Annotated in this window: 22 protein-coding genes; 8 read left to right on the forward strand and 14 right to left on the reverse strand. The window is 63.5% G+C overall.

Annotated features, from left to right (window positions below; translation table 11 throughout):
* Positions 1-10 precede the first annotated feature (10 nt).
* Genes CKW35_RS05985 through CKW35_RS06015 form a run of 7 tightly spaced genes read right to left on the reverse strand, consistent with a single transcriptional unit; the run spans position 11 to position 6,983 of the window.
* Positions 11-1,198 carry an acyl-CoA dehydrogenase family protein gene (locus tag CKW35_RS05985; protein ID WP_016486830.1) on the reverse strand — a complete coding sequence of 396 codons (1,188 nt, stop codon included), beginning with the start codon at positions 1,196-1,198 and terminating at the stop codon, positions 11-13.
* Positions 1,199-1,252: 54 nt separating this feature from the next.
* Positions 1,253-2,422, reverse strand: coding sequence for an acyl-CoA dehydrogenase family protein (locus tag CKW35_RS05990; RefSeq protein WP_016486829.1), 1,170 nt, complete (start codon positions 2,420-2,422; stop codon positions 1,253-1,255).
* A gap of 10 nt (positions 2,423-2,432) precedes the next feature.
* Positions 2,433-3,611: a lipid-transfer protein gene (locus CKW35_RS05995; protein WP_016486828.1), complete on the reverse strand. Its 1,179-nt coding sequence runs from the start codon at positions 3,609-3,611 to the stop codon at positions 2,433-2,435.
* A gap of 19 nt (positions 3,612-3,630) precedes the next feature.
* The gene (locus CKW35_RS06000) at positions 3,631-4,050 is read right to left on the reverse strand and encodes a MaoC family dehydratase (protein ID WP_024717895.1); all 420 of its coding nucleotides are present in this window, start codon (positions 4,048-4,050) and stop codon (positions 3,631-3,633) included.
* The gene (locus tag CKW35_RS06005; RefSeq protein WP_016486826.1) at positions 4,022-5,155 is read right to left on the reverse strand and encodes an acyl-CoA dehydrogenase family protein; all 1,134 of its coding nucleotides are present in this window, start codon (positions 5,153-5,155) and stop codon (positions 4,022-4,024) included. The genes CKW35_RS06000 and CKW35_RS06005 overlap by 29 nt, the downstream gene beginning before the upstream one ends.
* 8 nt (positions 5,156-5,163) lie before the next feature.
* Positions 5,164-6,141: a bifunctional MaoC family dehydratase N-terminal/OB-fold nucleic acid binding domain-containing protein gene (locus CKW35_RS06010; RefSeq protein ID WP_095115414.1), complete on the reverse strand. Its 978-nt coding sequence runs from the start codon at positions 6,139-6,141 to the stop codon at positions 5,164-5,166.
* Positions 6,142-6,197: 56 nt separating this feature from the next.
* Positions 6,198-6,983, reverse strand: a complete 786-nt coding sequence (locus tag CKW35_RS06015) for an SDR family oxidoreductase (RefSeq protein WP_016486824.1) — start codon at positions 6,981-6,983, stop codon at positions 6,198-6,200.
* A 149-nt stretch (positions 6,984-7,132) separates the two neighbouring features.
* On the opposite strand from CKW35_RS06015, the gene CKW35_RS06020 reads away from it, so the two are divergent.
* On the forward strand, positions 7,133-7,918 hold the full coding sequence (locus CKW35_RS06020; RefSeq protein WP_016486823.1) for an enoyl-CoA hydratase: 786 nt from the start codon (positions 7,133-7,135) through the stop codon (positions 7,916-7,918).
* A gap of 117 nt (positions 7,919-8,035) precedes the next feature.
* Here CKW35_RS06020 and CKW35_RS06025 read toward each other — a convergent pair whose 3' ends face one another.
* From CKW35_RS06025 to CKW35_RS06055, 7 genes are all read right to left on the reverse strand, one after another.
* Positions 8,036-9,673 (reverse strand): FadD3 family acyl-CoA ligase, encoded by a 1,638-nt coding sequence (locus tag CKW35_RS06025; RefSeq protein ID WP_031312600.1) that lies wholly within the window; start codon positions 9,671-9,673, stop codon positions 8,036-8,038.
* A gap of 21 nt (positions 9,674-9,694) precedes the next feature.
* Positions 9,695-10,723 (reverse strand): ferredoxin--NADP reductase, encoded by a 1,029-nt coding sequence (locus tag CKW35_RS06030; protein ID WP_016486821.1) that lies wholly within the window; start codon positions 10,721-10,723, stop codon positions 9,695-9,697.
* Positions 10,720-12,414: an FAD-binding protein gene (locus CKW35_RS06035; RefSeq protein WP_095115416.1), complete on the reverse strand. Its 1,695-nt coding sequence runs from the start codon at positions 12,412-12,414 to the stop codon at positions 10,720-10,722. Before CKW35_RS06035 ends, CKW35_RS06030 begins: the two co-directional genes overlap by 4 nt.
* A 9-nt stretch (positions 12,415-12,423) precedes the next feature.
* Positions 12,424-14,133: an FAD-dependent oxidoreductase gene (locus CKW35_RS06040; RefSeq protein ID WP_016486819.1), complete on the reverse strand. Its 1,710-nt coding sequence runs from the start codon at positions 14,131-14,133 to the stop codon at positions 12,424-12,426.
* 90 nt (positions 14,134-14,223) lie between these two features.
* Positions 14,224-15,411 (reverse strand): acyl-CoA dehydrogenase family protein, encoded by a 1,188-nt coding sequence (locus CKW35_RS06045; RefSeq protein ID WP_016486818.1) that lies wholly within the window; start codon positions 15,409-15,411, stop codon positions 14,224-14,226.
* 131 nt (positions 15,412-15,542) lie between these two features.
* Positions 15,543-17,138, reverse strand: a complete 1,596-nt coding sequence (locus CKW35_RS06050) for an amidase (RefSeq protein ID WP_070086825.1) — start codon at positions 17,136-17,138, stop codon at positions 15,543-15,545.
* Positions 17,139-17,198: 60 nt separating this feature from the next.
* A complete protein-coding gene (locus CKW35_RS06055) occupies positions 17,199-18,635 on the reverse strand; it encodes an aldehyde dehydrogenase family protein (protein WP_095115418.1) in 1,437 nt (478 codons plus the stop codon).
* A 217-nt stretch (positions 18,636-18,852) separates the two neighbouring features.
* Between CKW35_RS06055 and CKW35_RS06060 the strand changes: the two genes are divergently transcribed.
* The 7 genes from CKW35_RS06060 to CKW35_RS06090 form a co-directional block, all read left to right on the forward strand.
* On the forward strand, positions 18,853-19,833 hold the full coding sequence (locus CKW35_RS06060) for a flavin reductase (protein WP_016486815.1): 981 nt from the start codon (positions 18,853-18,855) through the stop codon (positions 19,831-19,833).
* Between the two features lie 42 nt (positions 19,834-19,875).
* Complete coding sequence (locus CKW35_RS06065) at positions 19,876-20,649, forward strand: glucose 1-dehydrogenase (RefSeq protein ID WP_016486814.1); 774 nt, start codon at positions 19,876-19,878, stop codon at positions 20,647-20,649.
* 68 nt (positions 20,650-20,717) lie between these two features.
* On the forward strand, positions 20,718-21,509 hold the full coding sequence (locus tag CKW35_RS06070; protein ID WP_016486813.1) for a fumarylacetoacetate hydrolase family protein: 792 nt from the start codon (positions 20,718-20,720) through the stop codon (positions 21,507-21,509).
* A 38-nt stretch (positions 21,510-21,547) separates the two neighbouring features.
* Positions 21,548-22,477 carry an acetaldehyde dehydrogenase (acetylating) gene (locus CKW35_RS06075; protein ID WP_016486812.1) on the forward strand — a complete coding sequence of 310 codons (930 nt, stop codon included), beginning with the start codon at positions 21,548-21,550 and terminating at the stop codon, positions 22,475-22,477.
* A gap of 10 nt (positions 22,478-22,487) precedes the next feature.
* The gene (gene dmpG / locus CKW35_RS06080) at positions 22,488-23,519 is read left to right on the forward strand and encodes a 4-hydroxy-2-oxovalerate aldolase (RefSeq protein WP_016486811.1); all 1,032 of its coding nucleotides are present in this window, start codon (positions 22,488-22,490) and stop codon (positions 23,517-23,519) included.
* A gap of 67 nt (positions 23,520-23,586) precedes the next feature.
* Positions 23,587-24,912, forward strand: coding sequence for an MFS transporter (locus CKW35_RS06085; protein ID WP_023049028.1), 1,326 nt, complete (start codon positions 23,587-23,589; stop codon positions 24,910-24,912).
* Between the two features lie 130 nt (positions 24,913-25,042).
* On the forward strand, positions 25,043-25,631 hold a 589-nt coding region (locus CKW35_RS06090), incomplete at its 3' end, for an electron transfer flavoprotein subunit beta/FixA family protein (protein WP_095115420.1).

Here is a 25,631-nt window from a genome sequence, read left to right on the forward strand (position 1 = left end):
CACACTCCCCTCAAGCACTGGGCAGGTTCAAGACCCGCTTGGCGATGACATTCAACTGCACCTCCGACGAACCGCCGGAAATGGTCAGGGCATAGCTGTTGAGCCAGCCTCGGGTAATCGCCAGTTCCTGGCCGCTGAACGGCTCGCCTTCAACGCCCAGCGCGCGGTAGCCAAGGGCATCGAGGAGAATCTCGAACTTGTCGCGTTCCTGCTCGGTATGCACCAGTTTCATGATGGCCATGATCGCGCTGATATCCAGGCCAGCCCGGGCCTCCTCGCCCATGCGCTGCACGGTGAGGTTGTAGGCCTGTTCATTCATCGCGCAGGCCTGGGCCCGAGCACGCAGGGCCTGGTCGTCAGGCGCCTGGCTGTCGGGCAGGTAGCGTTCGATCAACGGCAGCAGGTGAAAGTGCGTGGGCAGGCTGAACTCGCCGAACTTGGACATGGCCTTGCGCTCGTGCTGCAGCAGGCTCTTGCCCAGGTTCCAGCCACCGTTGAGCGGCCCGATCAACTGGCTTTGCGGAACGCGCACGTTATCGAAGAATACCTGGCAGAAAGCCGATTTGCCGCTGATCAGGTCAATCGGTGAAACACTCACCCCAGGGCTTTTCATGTCCAGCACGATCAGGCTGATCCCCTGGTGCTTGGGCGCTTTCGGATCAGTGCGCACCAAGGCGTACATCCAGTCGGACTTGTCGCCATAGGAAGTCCAGATCTTGGTGCCGTTGATCACGAAGTCATCGCCATCGGCCACCGCCGAGGTTTTCAGGCTGGCGAGGTCGGAACCAGCATTGGGTTCGGAGAAGCCTTGGCACCAGCGCACCTCACCACGACACATCGGTGGCAGCAGCGCCTGTTTCTGCGCTTCGCTACCGAACTCCAACAGCACCGGGCCAAGCATCCAGATACCCAGGTTGATCTGCGCGGGCCGACACTTTAGCCGGCGCAGCTCGCTTTCCAGCACCGCGTTGTACTCGGCGCTCAACCCGCCCCCGCCGTATTCGCTGGGCCATTGCGGGCAGAACCAGCCTTTGTCACGCATACGCTCGAACCAGAGCCGGGCGTCTTCGCTGGGAAAGTCTACTTGACGGCCACCCCAGACGATTTCGCCGTCGGGGGTGGGCGTGCGCAGCGATGGCGGGCAATTGGCCTCCAGCCATTGGCGCGTCGCTTGCCTGAACTGCTCGATTGCGCTCATTCGTTCACCTGAAAGGGACGTTATTGTTATTCGCTTCAAGGGTACAACGGTGACTCAGCGTTGCGTGCGCGGCATGCCCAGGCCGAACTGGGCAATCAACTCGCGCTGGATTTCATTGGTACCACCGCCGAAGGTCAGGTTCACCGAGGCGCGCACTTCATACTCCAGCTCGCCGAGCAGATAAGCCGCCGCAGAGCCCGCCCGCGTCAAGCCGCTGGCACCGACGATGGCCGACAGCTTGCGCAGGATCTCGATCGCCGATTCCGAGCCGTAGACCTTGGTGGTCGAGGCCAGCGCGACATCGACGCGGTCCCGCTCAAGGTCGGCGGCAATACGGAAGTTGATCAGGCGCATGGCTTCGAGCCGGGCATAACACTCGGCCAGATCGCGGCGCACCCAGGCGTGGTCGGTAGCACGCTGGCCTTGCTCATCGGCACAACGTGCCCACAGGTACACCCGGCTGAACAGGCTGACGACCTTGTCCGACCAGGCACCCAGGCCCAGGCGCTCGTGGTTGAGCTGTGCGGTGATGAGTTTCCAGCCACCGTGCAGTTCGCCCACCAGCATATCCCTCGGCACCCGCACGTTATCGTAATACGTGGCGGCCGTGGGGTTGCCGGAGGTTGGAATCAGCGTACTGGAGAAGCCTTCGGCCTGGGTATCGAGAATCAGGATCGAGATGCCCTTGTGCCGCGCCTGCTCCGGGTCGGTACGTGCCGCCAACCAGATGTAGTCGGCCGAGTCGGCGCCCGAGGTCCACAGTTTGCTGCCGTTGACCAAAAAGCCGTCGGCGTCTTCGCGCGCGGTGGTTTTCAGCACGGCCAGGTCGCTGCCGGCACTGGCTTCGGAGTAGCCGATGGCAAAGTTGATCTCGCCGGCGGCGATACCGGGCAGGAATTTTTCTTTTTGCAGCGCCGAGCCGTGGGCCATGAGGGCCGGGCCAACGGTGCTGATGGTCACGAACGGCAGCGGTGCGCCAGCGATGTTGGCTTCTTCGAAGAAGATCAATTGCTCGGTGGCCGCGTAACCCTGGCCGCCATAGGCCTTCGGCCAGCCAACCGCCAGCCAGCCGTCACGGCCAATCTGGGCGATGGTGCGGCGAAACAGCTCGCCGCCTTCGGTGCCGCGCATCTGCTGGCGAAGCTCGGGGGTCATCAGGTTCTGGAAATAGTCCCGGACCTTTAGCCTCAGGGCATGCTGTTCGGGGGTGAGATCGACGAACATGGGACGCTCCTTATACCGCGCCGAGAATCAGGCCGCTGGTAGGCACGCCGGTTCCGGCGGTCACCAACACGTTTTCGACACTGTCCACCTGGTTGGCCGCCGTACCCCGAACCTGGCGCACGGCTTCGGCGATGCCATTCATGCCGTGGATGTAGGCTTCGCCCAACTGCCCGCCGTGGGTGTTGATTGGCAGTTTGCCGCCACGGGCGTGGTGCCCGGCACGGATGAATTCCTTGGCTTCACCGCGCCTTGCAAAGCCGAATTCTTCCAGTTGCGGCAGTACGAATGGCGTGAAGTGGTCGTAGATCACGGCAGTCTGCAACGCCTCCGGGCCCAGGCCCGACTGGCTGTAGAGCTCTTTGGCGACCACACCCATTTCCGGCAGCCCGGTGATGTTGTCGCGGTAGTAGGAGGTCATCACTTGTTGCCCCGCGCTGATGCCCTGGGAGCCGGCCTTGATGATCACGGGCTTTTGCTTGAGGTCTCTGGCCCGCTCGGCCGAGGTGATTACCATGGCCACCGCGCCATCGGACTCCTGGCAACAGTCCAGCAGGTGCAACGGCTCGCAGATCCAGCGCGAGGCCTGGTGTTCTTCAAGGGTGATGGGCTTGCCGTAGAAAAATGCCTGGGGGTTGGTGGCGGCAAAATCGCGCACTGCCACCGCCACCCGGCCAAAGTCCTCGGAGGTAGCACCGTAGGTGTGCATGTAGCGCTGGGCAAACATGCCGACCCAGGCCGCCGGGGTGTGAAAGCCGTGCGGCATGTACCAGCCGTAGTTCACGTTCTCGAAGGTCGGCGTCGAGGCAAAGCCATAGCTGCCGGTACCGAAGCGGTACCAGGAGCGTTCGTTCATCGCCCGATAGACCACCACCACCTTGGCCACCCCGGTGGCCACCGCCATCGCCGCATGCATCACCGGCCCGCAGGCGGCGCCGCCACCGTGGGGCACCTGGGAGAAGAACTTGACGTCTTTGCAGCCCAGCAGGCGGGCAATTTCGTACTCCGGTACCTTATCGACCGAATAGGAACTGAAACCCTCCACTTCGCCAGGGTCAATTCCGGCGTCCTCGAGCGCTGCCAGGGTCGCTTCCATGGCCAGGCGCAGTTCGGTGCGCCCGGAATTCTTGGAAAACTCGGTCGCGCCCAGCCCTGCAATGGCAGCGCGCCCGGAAATCGACGAATTCGTCATCTGTGTTGTCTCCCGCGGATCAAGGCAGAACCAGCGCGACCGTGCCGGTCACGTGATTGCCCATGGAGTTTTTGCCCTTGAGGGTCACTTCCAGGCTGCGCGTAGCCGCATCCTGATGGGTCACTTCGCCGCTGAGGGTCATGCTGTCGCCGGGGTAGTTTGGCGCGCCCAGTTTTATTTTCAGCGTACGGAACTGAACCTGCGGGCCGCTCCACTGCTCGATGAAGCGTTGCACCAGGCCGTTGGTGGTCAGGATGTTCATGAAGATATGGGGCGAACCCAGCTCGCGCGCCGCGTCCAGGTCATGGTGACCGGGAAAGTAGTCGCGTGTGGCTATCGCCCCACCGGCAATCAGGCCAACCGTGATCGGGATCGTCAGCTCGGGCAGTTGCTCGCCAGGGCGCACGTCTTCAAAGCGCTTGGTGTTCATCGAGGTCATATTTCCATCCCAAGGTAGTGTTATCGCTCAACCAGTCGCCCAGACGCTCCAGGATCATCGACGACCCTCCCAATGCGCTGCTCAGGGCGCGGCTCCAGTAGAGAAAGCGATGGATCGGGTACGTCAGGTCGACGCCGATGCCGCCATGCACATGCTGTGCGGTGTGGCCGATGCGGTGCCCGGCTTCGCACGCCAGGTACGCGGTGGCCAAGGCCTGCGAAGGGGCCGGCAGACCGGCGTCGAGGCGGTAGCACAATTGCCACAGGGCACTGCGCAACACCTCCAGGTGCACATGGGTGTCGGCCATGCTCATTTGCACGGCCTGGAAGCTCCCGATACAGCGGCCGAATTGCTGACGCTCGCTGACATAGGCGACGGTGCGGTGCACCTGCTCGGCGCTGACGCCCAACTGCAAGGCCGCCAGGGAGGCAATTGCACGCGGTGCCAGCCAATCCAGGGCCGCGGCGGGCAGCACCTGCAGATTGTTCAGGGTGACGCCGCTGAAGCTGAGGTCAGCAATGGCTTCGCCGTGGGTCATGACCCCCGCTACCCGGCTGATGCCCGACTGTCCAAGGTCTACCAGAACCAGCCGTGGCTGCCCCATCACCCGGGCCAGTACCAGCGCTGCCACCGACTGCTCGGCCAACGCGAGTGCCGCAACCCGGCCATCGAGGCGCCACCCGCCCTCTTCGGCGCTGGCCTCGAGCTCGATGCCGCGCACCGTGTTCAGGCCATCGAGGCTCAGGGTCAGCAAGCCTGAGCCCGCCACAGCCTGTTCCACCCATGGTGCCAGGGCCTTGTCGCCGAACTCGGCGAGGGTGGTCGCGGCCAATTGGTGACGCCACAACGGCACTTGCGCCAGGGCACCGCCCTGGGCATCGAGGATCTGCACCAGCTCGGTCATGCCCAGCCCGCTGCCACCAGCAGCTTCGGGGATAGCCAGGGCATGCAGGCCGGTTTGTACGCAGCTGTGCCACAGGTCTTGCATATAGGCTTGCCCGCAGAGGTCCCAGTCACGCAGGCGCTCGTCGGTGCAGTAGTCGCTCATCAGGCTGCCCGCCATTTCGGCGATGGCACGCTGCTCTTCGCTGAGTTCAAAATCCATGGTGCCCCCTACTGTGCCGATGGACGGAACATCGGCAGCGCCAGGTCGTCGTCGAAGGTCTGAAACTCGACCTCCACACGCTGGTCAATGCTGATGTCTTCACGTTTGACGCCAACCAGGCCGGCGATCAGGCGTACGCCCTCGTCCAGTTCGATCAGACCGATCGGGTTGGGATGATCGAACGGTGCCACCTGCGGGTAGTGCATCACTACGAAGGAGTACAACCGGCCCTTGCCGCTGGCCTGCTGGGTATCCCAGTCGAAGTCATGGCACTCGATGCACACCGGTGCCGGCGGATGGCGCAAGGTGCGGCACTGCGTACAGCGCTGGATCAACAGCTTGCCTTCCTTGCAGCCGTCCCAGAAAAACCGCGTGTCGTCGCTGACGCCGGGCGCCGGACGCTTCGCCTGCGCCGGCTCGGCCACGGCCTGGGGCTGCCCCTGGACCTTGTGCGCGTTGGCCGGGCGGAACTTGAACACCCGGAACAACAGCTCGCCGACTTTTTCGTCGCCCGTGGCCTGCTGCGAGAAGTAGCTCATGACCAGGGTGACAAAAAAGCCAGTGCCAAGGCCGGTGGTCTTTTCCTCGCCGACCGAGTCCAGGCGGGTGGTGTAGTAGAGCTTTTCGCCCAGGCGCAGGTTGCGCTCGAAGGTCAGCTCAGAGTTCACCGCCACCACCGACGGGTAGCCATAGCTTTCAATCACACCGAGCACTTCATAGGGGTTTTCGGTGGTCGAGCCTGGTGCGTAGTTATTGATGTGAAAGCCTTCCATGCACCAGATCTGCAGCATGGGTGGCGGCGCGATGATGCCGTCATTGCTGCTGTTGGCAGCTGCCACAGGGTCGGTGTAGAGCGGGTTTTCAAGGCCGATGACTTCGCACCACTGGCGAATCATTGGCGCGTTGACCTCGTCCCAGGCGTTTACACGGCCGTATTGGCGCCCAACCAGGGCGCGCACTTTGGATAGCAATTCTGGATCAGCCAAGTTCGTCTCCTGCGTGTTCAAAGCGGCGCCCGCAACGCAACGCCGACGTGGGTCGATCAGTGCGGGGTAGCCTGCGCCGCACCGAGATAAGCCGGGCGTTCACCACCGCCATGCAGCAACAGGTTGCAACCGCTGGCGTAAGTGGCCAGCGGTGAAGCGATATAGAGGCAGGCGTTGCCGATGTCCTCGGGCACCGCCATGCGCCCGGCCGGGATACCGGCGCTGACCGCAGCGATGCCTTGCGCGTCGCCATAGTGCAGATGGGCAAGCTCGGTGCGCACCAGGCCTGGGCTTACCGCCACCACCCGCACCTTTGGCGCCCACTCCGCCGCCAGCGACTGCACCAGGGCCAGCACGCCGGCCTTGGCCGCGCCGTACGCCGCTGTGCCGGGCGAGGCACGCAGGCCGCTGATGCTGCCAATAAACACGATGCAACCGCCGTCGGCCTGGGCCTGCATCAGCAGGTTGGCTTGCTGGGCGACATTGAGCGGTGCAATCAGGTTGAGGCGGATAATCCCCTCATGAAAACGCGGCGAGGCGCTAGCGGCGTCGGCCGAGGGGCTGCCGCCCGCGTTGTTGACCAGCACATCGAGGCGGCCGTATTTGCTGCGGATGCTCTCAAACAGGCCTTGCAAGGAGGCCTGGTCGCGCACGTCGGCGGCGATGAAGTCCGCCTGGCCCTGAGCCACGCTCGGCAATTGCTCAGGCAGGTTGCGCCCACACACGATCACTTTGGCCCCGGCGGCCAGATAGCTGCGGGCAATGCCAGCGCCAATGCCTTTGGTACCGCCGGTGACCAGTACCACCTTGCCGTTGTAATCCAGTCCCGAGTGACCACTCATGGCACGCTCCTCATGCTTGTGTTGAGGGCCACTCTAGGGACAAAACTGCTCGACCACGTCGTCTGAACGGACGATGAAGCGTGGCGCCGCGCTGGCAACAATCCGCGCAATGGCGCCCGCTCTGCGGTGCCTACTGCCAGAGGTTGATCATGTCCGATTCAGTTACCGCGTCGGTGCTGCTGGAGTACCCGGCCCCAGGTGTCGCCCTGGTGCGGCTCAACCGCCCGCACGCCACCAATGCCCTGAGCCTGGAGCTACAGGCGCTGCTGTCGCACTACTTCATTGAGCTGGGGAGCAATGCTGATGTGCGCTGCATTCTGCTGACCGGCGGCGACAAGGTGTTCGCCGCCGGGGGCGATATCAACAGCCTGGCCGGGGTGGGTCCCATTGATATCTATCAGCGCCACACCGAGCGGGTCTGGGCGCCGATCCAGCACTGCCCCAAACCTGTGATCGCGGCGGTATGCGGTTACGCCTATGGCGGTGGCTGCGAGCTGGCGATGCTCGCCGATATCATTGTTGCCGGGCAGAGTGCACGCTTCTGCCAGCCGGAAATCAAGATCGGGATCATGCCCGGGATTGGCGGCACCCAGCGGTTGGTGCGGGCGGTCGGCAAGGCCAAGGCAATGCGGATGGCGCTGACCGGCCAGCCGATCACGGCTGAAGAGGCCTGGATTGCGGGGCTGGTCAGTGAGGTGGTGGCCGATGATCAGGTGCTCGCCCACGGCTTGAAATTGGCGCAGATGGTTGCGGCAATGCCGCCGTTGGCTGCCGAGCAGATCAAAGAGGTGATTCTTGCGGGGATGGATGCACCGCTGGAAGCGGGTTTGGCGCTGGAGCGCAAGGCCAATGCGTTGTTGTTTGCCTCACGTGACCAGAAGGAAGGCATGCAGGCATTCATTGATAAGCGGCCTGCCCGGTTTGAAGGGCACTGATGGGGCCGGCCCAGCACCACGGAACGCTCCAGGGGCCCTACGCTGCACTCCGGGCCCCCTCTCTGCTACGTCGCTACGCGATATTCCTACGGCCTGCGGGGTTGATCAATGGGGGCCTCATCGCCAGGCCAGCCCGCCCTCGCCCTGCAGAACCGCCGCACGCAGCTCAGGTTTGACCACCTTGTTCGAGGCATTCACCGGCAACGCTTCAAAGAACCGAACCTGTCGCGGCACTTTGTAGTTGGCCATCCGCTCTCTGGCCCAGGCGATCAGAGACGGCTCATCCAGGTGCTGGCCTGCACGCAATACCACGCAGGCACACCCCACCTCCCCCATGCGCTCATCCGCAACGCCGATCACCGCCACCTGCGCGATGGCCGGATGCTCGATCAAACCCGCCTCGATCTCTGCTGGATAGCAGTTGAAGCCGCCGACAATGAACATATCCTTGAGGCGGTCGGTAATTTGCAGGTTGCCATGCACATCCAGATTGCCGATGTCGCCCGTGTGTAGCCAGCCCTCGGCATCAATGGCCTGCGCCGTCGCTTGCGGGTCATTGAAATACCCCTGCATCACATGAAAACCGCGCAGGCAGATTTCTCCTGACACGCCCGTGGCCACCGGTTGATTATCTGCCGAACGAATGCACACTTCAGTGCCATCGATGGCCCGGCCGCTGGTGCCGGCAACGATGTCGGCAGGGTCATCCGGGTTGCAGATGGTCGCCAGGCCGCCACACTCAGTCAGCCCATAGGCGGTGGTCACCACGTCGACTCCGAGCTCCCGCCGCATGCGCTCGATCAGCACCGGCGGGATCGTCGATGAACCAGTCACAGCGATGCGCAAGCTGGACAGATCAGTCTGGGCCAGGCGCGGGTGGGCCAGCATCGACAAGTACAGCGTGGGCGGCCCTGGCAGCACGCTGATGCGCTCGGCGGCAATGCGCTGGAACACCGCTTCGGCATCGAACACCGCATGCGGCAGGATAGTCGCGCCAGCCAGCATGCAGGTTAGCCAACCGGCCTTGTAGCCAAAGGCATGAAAAAACGGGTTGATGATCAGGTAACGATCACCCGGCTGCAGGCCAATGACCCGCACATATTCGTTGTATGCCCGCAGGTTCTGCCCATGGGCACTCATCACACCCTTGGGTTTGCCGGTGGTGCCGGAGGTAAACAGCAAGTCGGACAAGTCCCGCGGGCCCACCGCCACCGCACGCTGGCGGGCTTGCAGCTCACTGACAGACTCGCCCCTGGCGAGAAAACTGGCCCAATCCAGGTCGCTGGCCGCCTGAGGCGGCTGTGTACCGAACACCACCAGCTGTTCCAGGCTGGCCGGACGTAGCGGCGCCAGCATGGCCGGGTAGTCCAGCCCCAGAAATACCCCTTGCGTCAACAGCACCCGCGCCTGGCTGCGCGCCAGAATATCGGCCGCCTCGGCGCCTTTCATGCGGGTATTGATCGGTACCAGCACAGCCCCCGCGCAATGCACGCCCAAGGCGGCGATCACCCAGTCGCGGCAATTGGGTGCCCAGATCGCCACGCGGTCGCCCGCCTTGATCCCCAGTGCCATCAGGCTGCGGCAGACACCCAGTGCCAACCCGGGCAAATCCCGGTAATCGGTCGCAATGCCGTCTTCCTCGATCGCTGCCCGACCGGCAAAGCGTTCAGCACTGGCGAACAACAAAGCAGGAATCGACAAAGGCAACAGGTTCCAGGCATGCACGCTGCCCGGTAATGCTGAACATGCAGTCATAGTGACAAACTCGCCATCGGGTTATTCGGGAAAGAGCACCCGCAGGTGCTCGCTGCGGGCCAGGGACTGGCAAGCCAGCGTCCAGCCCTGGTCTATCTCCTGCTGGTCAAGGGCATCGTTGCGCAACATCTGCACCTCACCCCGTTCGACCGTGCACATGCAGGTTGCACAGGAGCCCACCAGACAAGAACTTGGCGGGCTCAGGCCGGCCCGGCGCATGGCGTTAAGCAGGGTTTCACCTTCGGCGCAGGGCACCTCGAACTCTTCACCGTCCAGGCGCACCGAAAGCTGGCTGCTCGGGCGGCGGGTATCGACAGCTGCCGGCACTGCGACTTCGCCCTCTTCGGGCAGCGAGACAAAGCGCTCGACATGGACCTGCGCACTCGGCATGCCTAACGTCTGCAGGGCAGCGACGGCAGCATCCATGAACGGTCCGGGGCCGCAGATGAACGCCTCGGCACTCGCGAACGGGCGCGCCAGTTCGGCCAACTGGCTCACCGACGCAATGCCCTGCACCGAGTCGAGCCAGTGGATCACTTGCAGGCGCTGTGGGTGCGCCCTGGCCAGGGCCTTGAGCGAGTCACGGAATATCACCGACGCTTCGTCGCGGTTGGCGTAGATCAGCAGAATACGCCCAGTGCCCGCCAACAGCGCCGAGCGCAGGATGGACAGCACCGGGGTGATGCCACTGCCGCCGCCGAACAGCAGCAGGTCGGTGTCCAGCTGGCGCGGCACAAACACCCCGGCCGGCGCCAGCACCTGCAAGGTATCGCCCGCCTGCACGGCGTCACAGAGCCAGTTCGAGGCGCGCCCATCGCGCACCCGCTTGATCGTGACCCGCAATGGCTCATCGAGCAGTGGCGTGCTCGACAGAGAGTAACAACGCGGCAACCACCCCCCCTGGTGAGGCACACGCAAGGTCAGGAATTGCCCTGGTCGATAGCGCAAGCGCTCGGCAAGCGCTTCTGGCACCTCGAACTCCAGGGAGCGGCTGTCGGCAGTCTCTTCAATCACGCGGGTTACACGTACTGACAGGTAATCCAGGCTCATATCAATTGCTCGCTGGGTTCGATTTCGATGTCAGCCGTGGCCGCCGTCAACGACCGTCCGGCACGTCGCCCGGAAAACACACAATCGGCCAGCGACAGGCCGCTGACGTACAAATGGCAGGGAATGCCGATGGCGGTACGGCCGGCGGCGTACAAACCGGGTATTGGCAGGCCTTCAGGGCCCAGCACCGCGCCGCTGTCTTCATTGACCTTGAGGCCGCCCAGGGTCAACGCCCCAAGGGGGAACAAGGGGTTGCTGACAGAGATGTCACAGGCATAGTAAGGGCCCTGGTCGAGTACCTGACGGCTGCTTTGCGACTTGCCAAAGGCATCCTCGGCGTCCCACCGGGCAGCTGTGTTGTAGGCTTGCAATGCGCTGCGCAATACATCCGCGCGCATGCCCGTGGCCTGGGCCAACTGCTCGATGCTCTGGCCTTTGCGCACACCGCGCAGCATCAGCAGCAATGCCGGCAAGCTCTGGAACCACCAGTAACCGTCGAACAGCGCTTGCTTGATCGACTGCTTGCGCAGGCGTGCGTCCAGCACCAGCCAGGCCTTGCCGCCCTGCTCTTCACACAGGGGCTGGCCCAGGGTGGCGCCGTAGACTTCTTCGTTGACGAAGCGCTGCCCGAGGGTGTTGACCACAATGCCCTTGGGCCAGCACAACGGTGGGTTGATAAAGCGCCAGGCCGACACCCGCTGCAGTCGGTCGCTGACCCCACCGACACTCACGCCCAGGCGTACGCCACTGCCATCGCAGCCGGTCGCGCCGACTTTGAAGTTGCGGCGAAACTTGGGGGCATGCTCGCTGACCATCTCGCGGTTGAAGATGAAGCCACCGGTGCTCAGCACTACGCCACGCCGGGCGCGTACCAGCCGCGGCCGGGCAAAGTCGAGTTCCAGCTGGTGCACGCGTTTGCGCAAGGTATCGCAGTAGCGCGGGGCAAAGTTCTGCAGCCGTTCGGCACGCGCAGCCAATTTGGCATGCAACCGAGCCTGGGCACTGCCGGCCGGCAGGCACCACAGTTCCACGCCGACGACCCTGCCCGTGTGATCCCTCACCAGACGCCGGGCAGCGGACTGAACTTGCGGCCGCACACCGTTGCGCAGGCAAGCCGCCTTCAGCTGCGCGTACAGCACCGCGCCACATTGGCCCCTGCCTACCGTGCGATGGCCACGCGGGGCCGGCGGCAACTCGCTTCGGTGCGACGGCACCAGCTCATTGCCGGAGTAATACAGAAACTGGCCATCGGCTGGATACGAGGTTTTGCCACCGGGCGGCATGCTGTGGGCATAGGGCACGCCATGCCCCTCCAGCCAGGCCAGGTTGCTGGCACTGTCCTGGCAAAACCGCCGCAAGGTAGCATCGTCGACCACACCCTGGGTTTCGTGCTTGAGATAGGCGAACATCGCTTCGGGCGTGTCGCTGAACCCAGCGGCCTGCTGCTGGCGGGTGCCACCGCCGGCGTAAACCACGCCACCGCTTTTGGCACTGGCACCGCCGCCGGTAAAACGGTCGGCGACCAGCACGTCAGCACCCTGGGCGCGGGCCTCAAGGGCGGCGCAGGCACCGGCCGCCCCCCAGCCGATCACCAGCACATCACAGTGGTCATCCCAGAGCATGGCGTCGGCATCGGCCACCTGCAATGCCGGCTGGATATCGGTACATGTCGATTTGACAGCGGCTGGCATGGCAATTCCTCAACGGTTGGCAGCAATGTGATAGGCCGCGATATAGCCGAACGTCATGGCCGGCCCCAGGGTGCCGCCCGCACCGGGATAGCTGGTGCCCATGACCGACGCCGAGCAGTTGCCAATGGCATATAGGCCAGGAATGACCTCGCCGTCCTGGCTCACAACCTGGGCGTGTTCGTTGGTCAATAGCCCACCTTTGGTGCCGATATCGCCAGCGTCCAGGCGCATCGCGTAGTACGGCCCCTTGCTCAGGGGCGCCAGGCACGGGTTGGGTTTGACGTTGCTGTCGCCGTAATAACGGTCGAACACGTTACCGCCACGGCCGAAGTCGGCATCGACGCCGCTGCGGGCGTAGGCGTTCATCTTCTGCACGGTCTGCTCGAGCCCTGCGCGGTCGACGCCGATCTGCGCCGCCAGCGCCGCCAGGCTGTCAGCCTTGAAATACAAGGTATTGAGCCATTCCTTGCGCAGTCGGCTGTCGGGCATGACCTGGGCCGGCATCAACGGCCCCATGGCGTAGTTGAAGCGAAAATGGCCGTCGAAGATCACCCAGGATGGGATCGACTTGCCGCCGGTGTGCTGGTTGTCGCGGTACATGGCGTCGACAAATTCCAGGTACGGCGCTGCCTCATTGACAAAGCGCCGGCCCAGGCTGTTGACCACGATGGCACCAGGGAACGCCCGCTCGGCAAATATCCCACGGGGTTTTTCTTCGCCGGGCACGGTAATGGTCGGCGCCCACCAGGCCCAATCCATCAGGGCGGTCGCCGCACCCAGTTCGATACCGGCTTGCAACGCAGCACCGGTGTTGTTGCCCGGTGGCGTGGCGCTCCAGTCACGCAGGGTGGGCTGTGGTAGGTAGCGCTCGCGCAAAGCCTGGTTCTGTTCAAACCCCCCGGAGCCGAAGATCACCGCATGGCGGGCATGCAGCTGCAGCGTCTGCCCGTCACGACAAACCTGCATGCCAATGACCCGGCCGTTATCGGTGATCAGGTTCTGAAAGTCGGTGTTCAACCACAGTGGGATGTTGCGGTCCATCAACGAGCGGCGTAGCGACGCAACCAGCGCACTGCCCAAGGCCGCGCGGCGGTCGCGCCGGCTTTTGCGGCGCCATTTGAAGTCGAGCTTGTAGCGCAGCATCAGGCCGAGAATCAGCAGGCGCCAGCCAAAGGAGCGCGACATGGCCTTGTGCGCGTGCCGGGCGGTCCAGGCGATGCGCCCCATCAGCAGTGTCGAGGGTGACGGTGTGCGCAGGTTGGCCAGTTCATCACCGAGCAGGCTGGTATCGAACAGTTCCGGGTCGAGGGTGCGCCCCCCGGCCAGCGAGCCTGGCAGTTGCGGATAGTAGTCCGGGTACTTCGCCGCCACGGCGTAACGCACATGGCTGTTGTCCACCAGGGCCCGGATCATCTGCGGCGCGTGCTTGACGTAGGCACGCAAGCGCTTGTCATCGCCATGCTCACCGGTGGCAGCTTTGAGGTACTGCAGGGCCAGCTCCACACTGTCGCCACCGCCTTTGGCGGCAAAGTAGTGGTTATTGGGAATCCAGATGCCGCCGCCGGAGATCGCCGACGTACCGCCGAACTTGTCGCTTTTCTCGACAACCAGTACCGATAGACCCTGCTCGGCAGCAAACAGCGCCGAGGTCATCGCACCGGCACCGGAGCCGACGACGATCACGTCGTAGTGTGAAACAGGCTGAGCTTTAGCTGTCATTGTTGTTGTGCCTTGGCTGTGATCGGAAATTTCCCGGCGTGCCGGCCAGGGGTGCGCATACCCGGGCCTGCAGCTAGGCCCGGGCACGGCTCATACGTAAGGATCAGGGTTGGGCAGGCCCAGTTGCACGGCGCCAAGGCTGCGGCTGAAGGCCATGTAGTTGTTGGCGATATGCCCACGTGCCTGGTGCAGGTCGCGGAACAGGCGCGCCACGGGGTTGGTGTTATAAAGCCCGGAAGCGGCCATGCAGCGCAGCAGTTCGTTGACCTTCTCGGCGCAGATATTGGTGACATAGGAGGATTGGTAGCGGTACAGCAGACGGGTTTCCACATCCGGGTACTCACCCGCTTCGGCCAGCGCCATCAGGTGCGCGTAGTTCCGCTCCAGTACCAGCCGCAGGCTGTCGACGATGATCGTCGCCTCGGCAACGGTGGTTTGCGCCACCGGGTCATCGGCGGTTTTCATGCCGTGCTTGCCGATGTGCGCAGCGGCATTGGCACGAAATTCGTTGATCGCCCCCTGCAAGGCACCGATGGCCGATGAGGACACAGCGCGCGTGAACACCTGGGCGAAAGGAATGGCATAAATCGGATTGGTGTTCACCAGGCGTCCTGGCGTCGCGTCCAGCGTGCAGTTATTGGTGCGTTGCACGCGGTGTGCCGGCACGAAGGCATCTTCGACCACAATGTCGTGGCTGCCGGTGCCGCGCAGGCCCAGCACGTCCCAGTTGTGCTCGATACGGTAGTCGCTGCGCGGGATCAGGAAGGTGCCGTGCTCCGCTGCACGGTCGCCATCGGCGGGCAGCACCCCGCCAAGGAAGCACCATTGGCAGTGTTCGCTGCCGCTGGAAAAGCCCCAGCGACCACTGATGCGATAACCGCCTTCGACCACGGTTACCTTGGCCACGGGCATGTAGGTGGACGAGATCAGGGTGGTATGGTCCTGGCCCCATACATCGCGCTGGGCCTCGATCGGGTAGCGCGCCAGCTGCCAGGGGTGTACGCCCATCACGCCATAAATCCACGCTGTGGACATGCAGCCCTCGGCGAGGATCATCTGGATTTCGAAAAACGTCCGCGGATCGACCTCGTAGCCGCCAAACGCACGTGGTTGCAAGGCCCGCAACAAGCCGGCCTGTTGCAATTCGAAGATGGTTTCGTCCGGTACCCGGAACTCGCGGTCAGCGCGCGCGGTGCGGCTTTTGAGGGCGGGCACCAGGCGCCGGGCGTGTTCAAGCAGTTCGATTTCTTCCGGCGTTCTTACTCGCATGCTGTCCATCCGTTCGTTCTCCCAATCTCGTTGCGCGGTTGCGCGAGTCTTGGTTGATGATCGAATGCAGCAGGCGAATATTCATCGTCAAAGCGGACTAGGGAAACACGGTACGGCGCCGTCCCTGGCGCCTTTCAGGCTCAGATCGCGGCGCGCCTGGCGGCCCACGGGCGGTCCTGCTCCAGCTGCGAGGCCAGGCGCAGCAGCACGTCTTCCCCGCCCAGGCGAGCGGTGAACATCATGCCCACTGGCAGGCCGCTGTCACTCATGCCCAACGGCAAGGAAATAGCCGGCTGGCCGCTGACGTTGGCCAGCACGGTAAACGCGGCACTGCCCATGGCCTTGCGGGCGTAACTTTCGTAAGGCTGGTTGAGCGAGAGCTCGCCCAGGGCCGGCGTCAGGCTGGCGGTGACCGGCGAAAGGATCACATCAAAGCGCTCGAACTGCTGTTCCATGGCCATGCTGATGTCTTCGAACGCATGCCGGGCACGCACTACCCCCTCACCCGTGGCTTTCGCTGCACGCTCCAGCACACCAAAGGTGATGCTTTCCAGATCCTGCGGCCCCAACGCGCGGCCCAGGGCTTTCTCCCGGTCATTGACCGTGACCAGCAAGGAGTTGCCGATGGCAACGCCGTGGGCGCCGAACAGCTGCTGGGCCTGAATCGGCAAGCGCAGTTCTTCCACTTCGTGGCCAAGGCCCAGCAGTTGCTTGATGGTGTCCTCCAGAACCTTGGCAATCGCCGGGTCCAGCGGTGCCCCGGTCAGCGATTCCCGCACCAGTGCAACCCGTAAACGGCCCGGGTCACGGCCCAGCTCCTCGACGTAGGGACGTACCAGCGGTGAGCTCCAGTACGGGCTCCCTGGTTCGTGACCCTGACCGGCATCAAGAAACAACGCGGTATCGCGCACGCTGTGCGAGACCATGTTGGCGACACTGGCGCCAAACGAGCCTTCCAGGCGGGCCGGCCCGCTCGGCGTGCGGTAGCGTGTCGGCTTGAGGCCGACCAGCCCGCAGTAGGACGCCGGGATCCGGATCGAGCCGCCACCGTCGGTGGCATGGGCGACCGGGACGATACCGGCGGCAACCGCCGCGGCGGAACCACCGGACGAACCACCCGAGCTCAACGCCAGATTCCAGGGGTTGCGGGTCTGCCCCCATGCCAACGACTCGGTGGTGGTGGTCAGGCCGAACTCCGGGCTGGTGGCTTTACCAAAAGGCACTGCCCCGGCGGCTTCATAACGGCGGATCAAGGTGCTGGTAACGCTCGAAGGGGGCGCGTCCTTGAACAGCCGGCTGCCGTTGCTGGTGGTCGTGCCCTGCAAGTAGGTGTTGAGGTCCTTGAGCAGGATCGGCACGCCCGCCAGCGAGCCCTGGGTCAGGGTGCCGGCCTTCTGCCTGGCCGCCAGCAACGCGCGGGCATAATCGTCATGGCGCATGTTGACTGCGTTGATCTTCGGGTTGACCAGGTCACAACGGGCGAATGCTGCGCCGAGCAAGTCTTCGGCACTGAAGTGGCCGGCCTGCAAGCCCTTGGCCATGGCCCAGGCATCCAGGCCCAGGTAATCGCTGGCCGACAAGCCGCCTGCGGCCCGGGCATCGGCAAAGCGCCCCAGTAGCCCGACGCCCAGCGCCACCGCGCCGGCCTTGAGCACCTGCCGGCGCGGCCATCCGTCAGCGGCGTCGGCACCCGCTGGGGCAAGCGTGTCGGCCAGTGGCAATGCGTTTTTTTCCATGTGCAGAATTCCGTTTTTTATTGTGTCTGTTCGATTCGCTCAGCGCGCCGGTTTCCCCGATCAGTCCGGGGTGATCTGCGCTTTCATCGCGGCCAGGAAGTGTTCGCTGTAAGGCGGTAGCAGGCCCCATTCACCGCGCGGATCATGCTCGGGCGCCTTGAGTACTGTGCGCAGGTGGCTGAACTCGATAAAGCCTTCGCGACCGTGGTAGTGGCCCATGCCTGACCCGCCAACCCCACCGAACGGGGCATCATGCAAGGCGGCATGCATCATCACATCGTTGAGGGTGACACCGCCGGACAATGTGTGCTCCAGCACCTGGCGCTGCTCCTTGGCGTCGCTGCCAAAGTAGTAAAGGGCCAAAGGCCGCGGGCGGGCGTTGATCTGAGCGATGACCTGATCAACCTCATCAAAAGGCAGAACCACCATTGCCGGGCCGAAGATTTCTTCATGCAGAATCAGGCTGCCTTGCGGCGGGTCGATCACCAGTTGCAGCGGTCGGCGGCGGTTTTGCTCATCAGCCGCTTGCGCGTAGGGCAGGCTCACTACCCGGGCACCGGCTTGAAGCGCCTGCTGAACCAGGTTTTCAACACGGGACAGGTGTTGGGCATTGACCACCGCGACCACGTCCGGGTTGTCGCTCACCTCAGGGATGAACTGGCGGTAAGCGCTGGCAAAGGCCTCAAGAAAGGTTTCCAGCTGCTCGCGTGGCACGTAGACCAGGTCCGGGTTGATGCAGACCTGGCCACTGTTGGTGGTCTTGGAAAGCGCAATACGAAACGCTGCGGTGCCCAGGTCGGCGCTGCGGGCGACGATGACCGGCGACTTTCCGCCCAGTTCCAGCGTCAACGGCACCAGGTGTTCGGCCGCGTTACGCATCACGGACCTGGCCACCGCGGTACTGCCGGTAAACACCAGGTGGTCGAACGGCTGTGCGGTGAAGGCCTGGGCCAGGTCCGCGCCACCGGTGACCACAGCCACTTCGAGCGGATCGAACGCCTCGGCAAACAGCTTCGCCACCAGCGCAGCAGTGCGTGGCACCACCTCCGAAGGCTTGAGGATCGCCCGGTTACCCGCCACCAACGCCGAACCCAGGGGGCTGAGCAAGGTATACAGGGGGGCGTTCCAGGTGCCCAGAATGCCCACCGTACCCTTGGGCTGATACATCACCCAGGCCTCGGCGCCCAGCTGATCGTAAGGGCTGAAGACGGGCCGCGGCTCATCCTGCATCCATCCTTCGAGGTGGTCGCGCGCGTGCTTGAGGGACCCGAGCGAACCCAGCACATCATTCATCAACGAAAAACCCTGGGGCCGGCCGCCAAAGTCCGCATCCATCGCCTCGGCCAGCGCTTCGTGGTGCGCCACCAGCATGTCGATCACCCGCTGGATCCGCGCGCGGCGGGCCACGGCAGTGACAGCCCCTTGAGCGTTGAACGCAGCCTTTTGTTCACGCAGCAAGGCCGACAGCATGTCGACGGAAGAATTTGCACAACTCATTGGTGCCTCCTCAACTGAACAAGGGCCAGCATGTCGCCTCTGTGCCCACCATGGCCGTCGTTGCACGACGCCCTGCCCCGCAAACTAGCCCCAGACCCCGGAGACCGCCTCGTCCAAGTGGACGATCGAGCCAAAAACGTTAGTCCGTTGAGACGATGCAAAGCCCCGTGACGCTGGGAATACTGCCAGCACGCACACTCATTCCATGAGGCCCATCATGGCAACGCCCGCCTGTTTCGACCCTCAAGCGTTTCGCGCCGCGCTCGGCACCTTTACCACGGGAGTGACCATCATCACTACCAAGGCCGAAGACGGCTCGCCCGTTGGCATCACGGCCAACAGCTTCAACTCGGTCTCGCTCAACCCACCTCTGGTGCTCTGGAGTCTGTCCAAGAATGCCCGCAGTCTGCCGGTGTTCAGCGGTGGTCGCCACTGGAACGTGCACGTTTTGTCGACGGAGCAGGAAACGCTGTCCGGCCGCTTTGCCCGCCAGGGTGAAGACAAGTTCTCCGAAATCCAGCTCGACACAGGTATCAGCGAGGCACCGCTGCTGCAAGACTGTACGGCGCGCTTCCAATGCCGCACAGCCTTCCAGTATGAAGGCGGCGACCATGTCATCTTCGTCGGCGAAGTGCTCGCTTTCGACCATAGCGACCGCGCGCCCCTGGCCTTCCAGAGTGGCCAGTACGCTCTGGCGATGCGCAAGCCGCGCAACGAACTGCGCCTGGCAACTACCCCGCCACCGCCCGAGTGCAGTTACACCGAAGACTTGCTCGGCTACCTGCTCGGGCGCTCGCACTACCAGATGCTGTTTGCACTGCGCCGCCTGCTGAAGAACCAGCAGCTCGATGAACACGCGTTCTTCATTCTCTCCACCCTGTGCATTCGGGACAACCTGACCCTGGACGAGATCAACGCCTTCGTCGGCTACACCGGCCATGTGGTCAGCGCCACCAGCATGCGCTTCCTGGAACGCCAGAACCTGGTCGCCCGTGAGCTTGATAATGAGCAGGTCCGCTATGTGCTCACAGCCGACGGGCGGGAGGCTTCGCTGCAGGAGGTGGCCCTGGCCAAAGCCGTCGAGGAGGATATCGCTGCCCGTCTTGGCGCCGGTGATAGCCAGGCACTCAAGGTGTTGCTCAAGCGCCTGATCGCCACCTCCGACCCGGGCTTGCCGGACCTGTGGGCGCCGCGCTAAGCACTGTGTCTTCCCTGAACCATTAGAACAATAAGGACAGCCATGAGCATTCTGCAACGCTTCAACCTCACTGGCAGTGTCGCCATTGTCACCGGCAGCGGCCGCGGCATCGGTCGCGCCATTGCCTTGGCCTACGCCGATGCTGGCGCTGATGTAGTCTGCAGCGCCCGTTCGCTGGCAGATGTCGAGGCCGTCGCCGAAGAGGTACGCAGCCGAGGGCGGCGCGCCCTGGCCCTGAGCTGCGATGTCACCGACAGCGAACAGCGCTGCGCCTTGGTCGCCAACGCCGCCGAACAGCTGGGGCGCATCACCCATCTGGTCAACAATGCCGGGGGCGGCGGCCCCAATGACCCGCTGAAGATGAGCCCGCAAGACTTCGAGCAGGTGTTGAGCTTCAACGTCAGCGCCGCCTATGCCCTTTCACAGCTCTGCGTACCCCTGATGCGCGACGCCGGGGGCGGCAACATCATCAACATTACCTCGGTCGCCGCCCGTTATGCCCAGCGCCATTTCAGCGCCTATGGCACCGCCAAGGCTGCCCTGACTCACCTGACGCGCCTGCTGGCACAAGAGTTTGCGCCGCAGATCCGGGTCAATGCGGTGGCGCCAGGGCCAATCCTGACCGACGCCCTGGCCGGGGTCATGCCCGATGCCATGCGCAAAACGATGGAAAGCAACACCCCGCTCAAATGCCTGGGGCAACCAGAGGACATCGCCGCCGCGGCCCTTTACCTGGCAAGCCCCGCCTCGGCCTGGGTCACCGGCAAGATCATCGATGTCGATGGCGGCGCCGATTCCAGTGTCTGGCCGGGTTGAGGCCTTTTTGCCGGGCGTGCCTGCAGCTGGCCCGGCCTGTTATCCACTTGCCACAGAGCGACCTCCCTATGGATGCGCAACTGATTGAAACACTGGGCGACGAGCTGTTCCATGCCCTGAACGCACGCCAGAGCCTGCCCCCGCTGACCCAACGTTACCCGGCCATCAGCCTTGACGACGCCTACCAGATCTCCCGGCGATTTCTGGCGCGTCGCGAAGCGGTGGGCGAGCAAGTGATCGGCAAGAAAATCGGGGTGACCAGCCGCGCCGTGCAAGAAATGCTCGATGTGCATCAGCCCGATTTTGGTTTTCTAACCGACCGTATGCAGGTTGCCGATGGCAGCGACATCAGCTTTGCTGCCCACCATCTTGTGCAGCCACGGGCCGAAGGCGAGATTGCCTTTGTACTGGGCGAAGACCTGCAAGGTACCGATATCACCGCCAACGATGTGCTGGCGGCCAGCGAGTGGGTTATGCCGTGCTTCGAAATTGTCGACTCGCGTATCGAGAACTGGCAGATCCGCATTCAGGACACCGTTGCCGACAACGCTTCATGCGGTGTTTTCGCCCTGGGCCAGCAGCGCGTCGATCCGCGTGAACTGGACCTGGCCGAGGTCCAGTTGCACCTGTTCAAAAACGGCCTGCCGGTGGGCAGCGGCCTGGGCTCGGCGGTGCAAGGCCACCCCTGCGCCGCCGTGGCCTGGCTGGCCAACACCCTGGGCCGACTGGGCATCCCGTTTCGCAAGGGCGAAATCATTCTGTCCGGTGCCCTTGCGCCACTGGTACCGGTCGCACCGGGTGACTTCGTCAGCCTGTCGCTGAGCGGCATGGGCGAGATGCACCTGAACTTCGTGCCCTGAGCCTGCGGCCGTTCCTTCTTCTGATCGAGAACAATGCCATGAGTAAAAAGATAAAATGCGCCCTCATCGGGCCCGGCAACATCGGTACCGACCTGCTGTACAAGCTCAAGCGCAGTGAAGTACTGGAGCCCGTCTGGATGGTGGGTATCGACGCCACCTCCGAAGGCCTGGCCCGCGCCGCCGCGCTGGGCCTGAAGACCACCAGCGAGGGCGTCGACGGCCTGCTACCGCATGTAATGGAAGACGGCATCCAGATCGCCTTCGATGCTACCTCCGCGTATGTGCATGCCGAAAACAGCCGCAAGCTCAATGCCTTGGGTGTGCTGATGATCGACCTGACGCCAGCAGCCATCGGCCCCTACTGCGTGCCACCGGTCAATCTCAAGCACAACCTAGGCCTGGGCGCGATGAACGTCAACATGGTGACCTGTGGCGGCCAGGCGACCATCCCGCTGGTGGCCGCGGTGTCCAGCGTGCAGCCGGTGGCCTATGCCGAGATCATTGCCACGGCGGCCTCGAAATCGGTCGGCCCAGGCACACGCAAGAACATCGATGAATTCACCCGTACCACCGCTGCGGCCGTGGAACAGGTTGGCGGCGCAAAAAAGGGCAAGGCAATCATTATCGTCAACCCCGCCGAGCCGCCGCTGATCATGCGTGACACCGTGCACTGCCTGACCGAAACCGAGCCTGACCAGGCAGCCATCACCGCCGCGATTGCCGACATGATCAAGCAAGTCCAGCGCTATGTGCCCGGCTACAAGCTGGTCAACGGCCCGGTGTTCGACGGTAACCGGGTGTCGATTTTCATGGAAGTCGAAGGCCTGGGCGACTATCTGCCCAAATATGCCGGCAACCTCGACATCATGACCGCCGCCGCCGCGCGCACCGCCGAGATGTTTGCCGAAGCGATGCTCAAAGGCGAGCTGACCCTGCGTGCCAGCAGCCCACAACCTGCCATCGCCTAAGGAGCGCACCATGGACCTTCACGGCAAATCCATCACCGTCCACGACATGTGCCTGCGTGACGGCATGCACCCCAAACGCCACCAGATCACCCTGCAGCAAATGAAAGACATTGCCTGTGGCCTCGACGCCGCCGGTGTGCCGTTGATCGAGGTGACCCATGGCGATGGCCTGGGTGGCAGTTCGTTGAACTATGGTTTTCCGGCGCACAGCGACGAGGCGTATTTGTCGGCGGTCATCCCGCTGATGAAAAACGCCAAGGTCTCCGCACTGCTGCTACCGGGCATCGGCACGGTCGATCACCTGCAGATGGCCTACGAACTGGGCGTCAGCACGATTCGCGTCGCCACTCACTGCACGGAAGCAGACGTGTCCGAACAGCACCTTGGCGCGGCCCGCAAGCTGGGCATGGACAGCGTCGGGTTCCTGATGATGGCCCATATGAACAGCCCGCAAGGCCTGGCCACCCAGGGCAAGCTGATGGAGAGCTACGGGGCCAATTGCATCTACATCACCGACTCGGCCGGCTACCTGCTGCCCCACGACGTCAGCGCGCGGGTCGCGGCGCTGCGTGCAGCGCTCAAGCCCGAGACTGAAATCGGCTTCCATGGCCATCACAACCTGTCGATGGGCGTATCCAACTCGATCGCGGCCATTGCCGCTGGCGCCACCCGTATCGATGCCGCGTGCGCAGGCTTGGGCGCGGGTGCTGGCAATACCCCCATGGAAGTGCTGGTGGCCGTCTGCGACCGCATGGGCATTGAAACTGGCGTGAGTGTGTTTGGTATCCAGGACGTTGCCGAGGACCTGGTGGTGCCGATCATGGACTTCCCGATCCGCAGCGATCGCGATGCCCTGACCATGGGCTATGCGGGTGTCTACGGCTCGTTCCTGCTGTTTGCCAAGCGCGCTGAAAAAAAGTACGGCGTCCCGGCGCGGGAAATTCTTGTCGAAATGGGCCGGCGCGGCATGGTCGGCGGCCAGGAAGACATGATCGAAGACACCGCGATGACCCTGGCCAAGCAACGCCAAGCCAGCGCCTGACCGCTTCACGGGGCCCAGGCACAGCTTGGGCCATTGCCCATCTCTGCGGTTTGACCGGGAGTCATCCATGAGCAGTACGCACCCTCAACCCATCGGCTGGCGCAGCCATGGTCTGCTGTTTGTGCTCGCGATGATGTACGCCGACAACTTTGTCGGGCGGCAGATCATTGCCGTGATGATCGAACCGCTCAAACAAGAGTTCGGTGCCAGCGACACCGCCATGGGCCTGGTTTCGGGCCTGGCCTTCGCTGCCGTCTATGTGCTGCTGGGCCTGCCAGCCGGGCGCCTGGCCGATCGCCTGTCACGCACACGCCTGCTGGCCATTACCTGCTCGTTGTGGGCGCTGGCAACGGTGGCCTGCGGCCTGTCCACCAGCTTTGCGATGCTGGTGATCGCACGCATGGCGGTAGCAGTCTTCGAGTCACCAAGCACCTCGACCTCGATGTCGATCATTGCCGATATCTACCCACCGCACCGGCGTTCTTTTGCCATCAGTTGCTACACCGCCGCGCCGACGTTTTCGACCATCGTTGCCCTTAGTGCCGGCGCCTGGGTGGTCGACCAATATGGCTGGCGCAGCGCTTTTTTTGCTGTCGCCCTGCCTTCCCTGCTGATCAGCGCGGTGTTTGCCTTTGTGATGCGCGACCCGGTACGGGGTCGCTTCGACCTCCCCCATAGCCACGCCAGCCAGGGCGCACCGCCCATACAAAGCCTGCTGGGCAGTGCGCGGGCACTCATGGCACAGCCTGCCTACCGTTGCCTGGTGCTGGCTTGCGGCATTACCACCTTCAGCGCCTATGCCTTTGCCATGTGGAATGCCAGCTTCCTGGTGCGATCGCATGACCTGCCCTTGCACTACGCGGGCCTTCTGGCCGGCTTGGTAGGCGGCACCTTTGCCGGGCTAGGGGCGTTGTTCAGTGGATGGCTGACCGACCGCCTGGTGATCAGGAGCCAGCATTGGCAAATCGGCATTCCGCTCATCGGCCATGTGCTCGGCAATTGCGCATTGATCATCTACCTGCTTTGGCCACGTGACATCCTGCTGCATGCGGGTGCAGTTCCGGTACCCAGCGCGATGCTCTGGTGTGCGCTGGGCAGCTTTTTCTCGGTATGGTGGGTCGGCCCCTGCTTCTCGTTGTTGACCCAGTTGGTGCCCGCCCACCGCAGGGCGACTGCCGTCGCCCTGCAGACCATTATCTCGACCTTGTGCGGAGTCGGGATCGGCCCGTTGGCAACCGGGCTACTGAGCGATGTACTGATGCCAGTGCTGGTGGACGAGTCGCTGCGCTACGCCCTGCTGCTGGTCAGCCTTACCATCGTCATACCGATCGTGCTGCTCTGGCGGACCTATCAACACCTGGCCGCCCCTTCGCGCCTTTCTGCGTATGCCTGAAACCTGAGCACTGGCGCACAATCGCCGATCAACTAGTTGAAACGGACGATCCACCCGCACATTCCCTACGTTACCGTCATTGTCAGACACCCGCTGCCCCGCGTTCGCAATATCAATGACTGGAGAGCTTATGAGGATACTGGTAAGCGTCAAACGAGTGGTCGACTACAACGTCAAGGTTCGCGTCAAGGCGGACAACTCCGGCGTCGACCTTACTAACGTCAAGATGTCCATGAACCCCTTCTGCGAAATCGCCGTGGAAGAGGCCGTACGCCTGAAGGAAAAAGGCGTTGCGACCGAGATCGTTGTCGTTTCCGTCGGCCCGACCTTTGCCCAGGAGCAACTGCGTACCGCCCTGGCCCTGGGTGCCGACCGTGCCATCCTGGTAGAAGCCGCTGACGAGCTGAACTCCCTGGCGGTGGCCAAGGCGCTGAAAGCCGTTGTCGACAAGGAGCAGCCTCAGCTGGTCATCCTTGGCAAGCAGGCCATCGACAGCGACAACAACCAGACCGGCCAGATGCTGGCTGCGCTGACCGGCTACGCCCAGGGCACCTTCGCCTCCAAGGTGGAAGTCGCCGGCGACAACCTGAATGTCACCCGTGAAATCGATGGCGGCCTGCAGACCGTATCGCTGAACCTGCCAGCCATCGTCACCACCGACCTGCGCCTGAACGAGCCACGCTATGCGTCGCTGCCGAACATCATGAAGGCCAAGAAGA

This window comes from Pseudomonas sp. Irchel 3F3 (genome assembly GCF_900187545.1).
Classification (GTDB): domain Bacteria; phylum Pseudomonadota; class Gammaproteobacteria; order Pseudomonadales; family Pseudomonadaceae; genus Aquipseudomonas; species Aquipseudomonas fortuita.

Coding starts and splice junctions, on each gene's coding strand:
- dmpG (WP_016486811.1), top strand. CDS start 22,488: ATGGACCTTCACGGCAAATCCATCACCGTCCACGACATGTGCCTGCGT.
- CKW35_RS06015 (WP_016486824.1), bottom strand. CDS start 6,983: ATGAGTGGTCACTCGGGACTGGATTACAACGGCAAGGTGGTACTGGTC.
- CKW35_RS06005 (WP_016486826.1), bottom strand. CDS start 5,155: ATGGATTTTGAACTCAGCGAAGAGCAGCGTGCCATCGCCGAAATGGCG.
- CKW35_RS06055 (WP_095115418.1), bottom strand. CDS start 18,635: ATGAGTTGTGCAAATTCTTCCGTCGACATGCTGTCGGCCTTGCTGCGT.
- CKW35_RS06075 (WP_016486812.1), top strand. CDS start 21,548: ATGAGTAAAAAGATAAAATGCGCCCTCATCGGGCCCGGCAACATCGGT.
- CKW35_RS06035 (WP_095115416.1), bottom strand. CDS start 12,414: ATGCCAGCCGCTGTCAAATCGACATGTACCGATATCCAGCCGGCATTG.
- CKW35_RS06060 (WP_016486815.1), top strand. CDS start 18,853: ATGGCAACGCCCGCCTGTTTCGACCCTCAAGCGTTTCGCGCCGCGCTC.
- CKW35_RS06050 (WP_070086825.1), bottom strand. CDS start 17,138: ATGGAAAAAAACGCATTGCCACTGGCCGACACGCTTGCCCCAGCGGGT.
- CKW35_RS06040 (WP_016486819.1), bottom strand. CDS start 14,133: ATGACAGCTAAAGCTCAGCCTGTTTCACACTACGACGTGATCGTCGTC.
- CKW35_RS06025 (WP_031312600.1), bottom strand. CDS start 9,673: ATGACTGCATGTTCAGCATTACCGGGCAGCGTGCATGCCTGGAACCTG.
- CKW35_RS06030 (WP_016486821.1), bottom strand. CDS start 10,723: ATGAGCCTGGATTACCTGTCAGTACGTGTAACCCGCGTGATTGAAGAG.
- CKW35_RS05985 (WP_016486830.1), bottom strand. CDS start 1,198: ATGAGCGCAATCGAGCAGTTCAGGCAAGCGACGCGCCAATGGCTGGAG.
- CKW35_RS06065 (WP_016486814.1), top strand. CDS start 19,876: ATGAGCATTCTGCAACGCTTCAACCTCACTGGCAGTGTCGCCATTGTC.
- CKW35_RS05990 (WP_016486829.1), bottom strand. CDS start 2,422: ATGTTCGTCGATCTCACCCCCGAACAGCATGCCCTGAGGCTAAAGGTC.
- CKW35_RS05995 (WP_016486828.1), bottom strand. CDS start 3,611: ATGACGAATTCGTCGATTTCCGGGCGCGCTGCCATTGCAGGGCTGGGC.
- CKW35_RS06045 (WP_016486818.1), bottom strand. CDS start 15,411: ATGGACAGCATGCGAGTAAGAACGCCGGAAGAAATCGAACTGCTTGAA.
- CKW35_RS06085 (WP_023049028.1), top strand. CDS start 23,587: ATGAGCAGTACGCACCCTCAACCCATCGGCTGGCGCAGCCATGGTCTG.
- CKW35_RS06000 (WP_024717895.1), bottom strand. CDS start 4,050: ATGACCTCGATGAACACCAAGCGCTTTGAAGACGTGCGCCCTGGCGAG.
- CKW35_RS06020 (WP_016486823.1), top strand. CDS start 7,133: ATGTCCGATTCAGTTACCGCGTCGGTGCTGCTGGAGTACCCGGCCCCA.
- CKW35_RS06070 (WP_016486813.1), top strand. CDS start 20,718: ATGGATGCGCAACTGATTGAAACACTGGGCGACGAGCTGTTCCATGCC.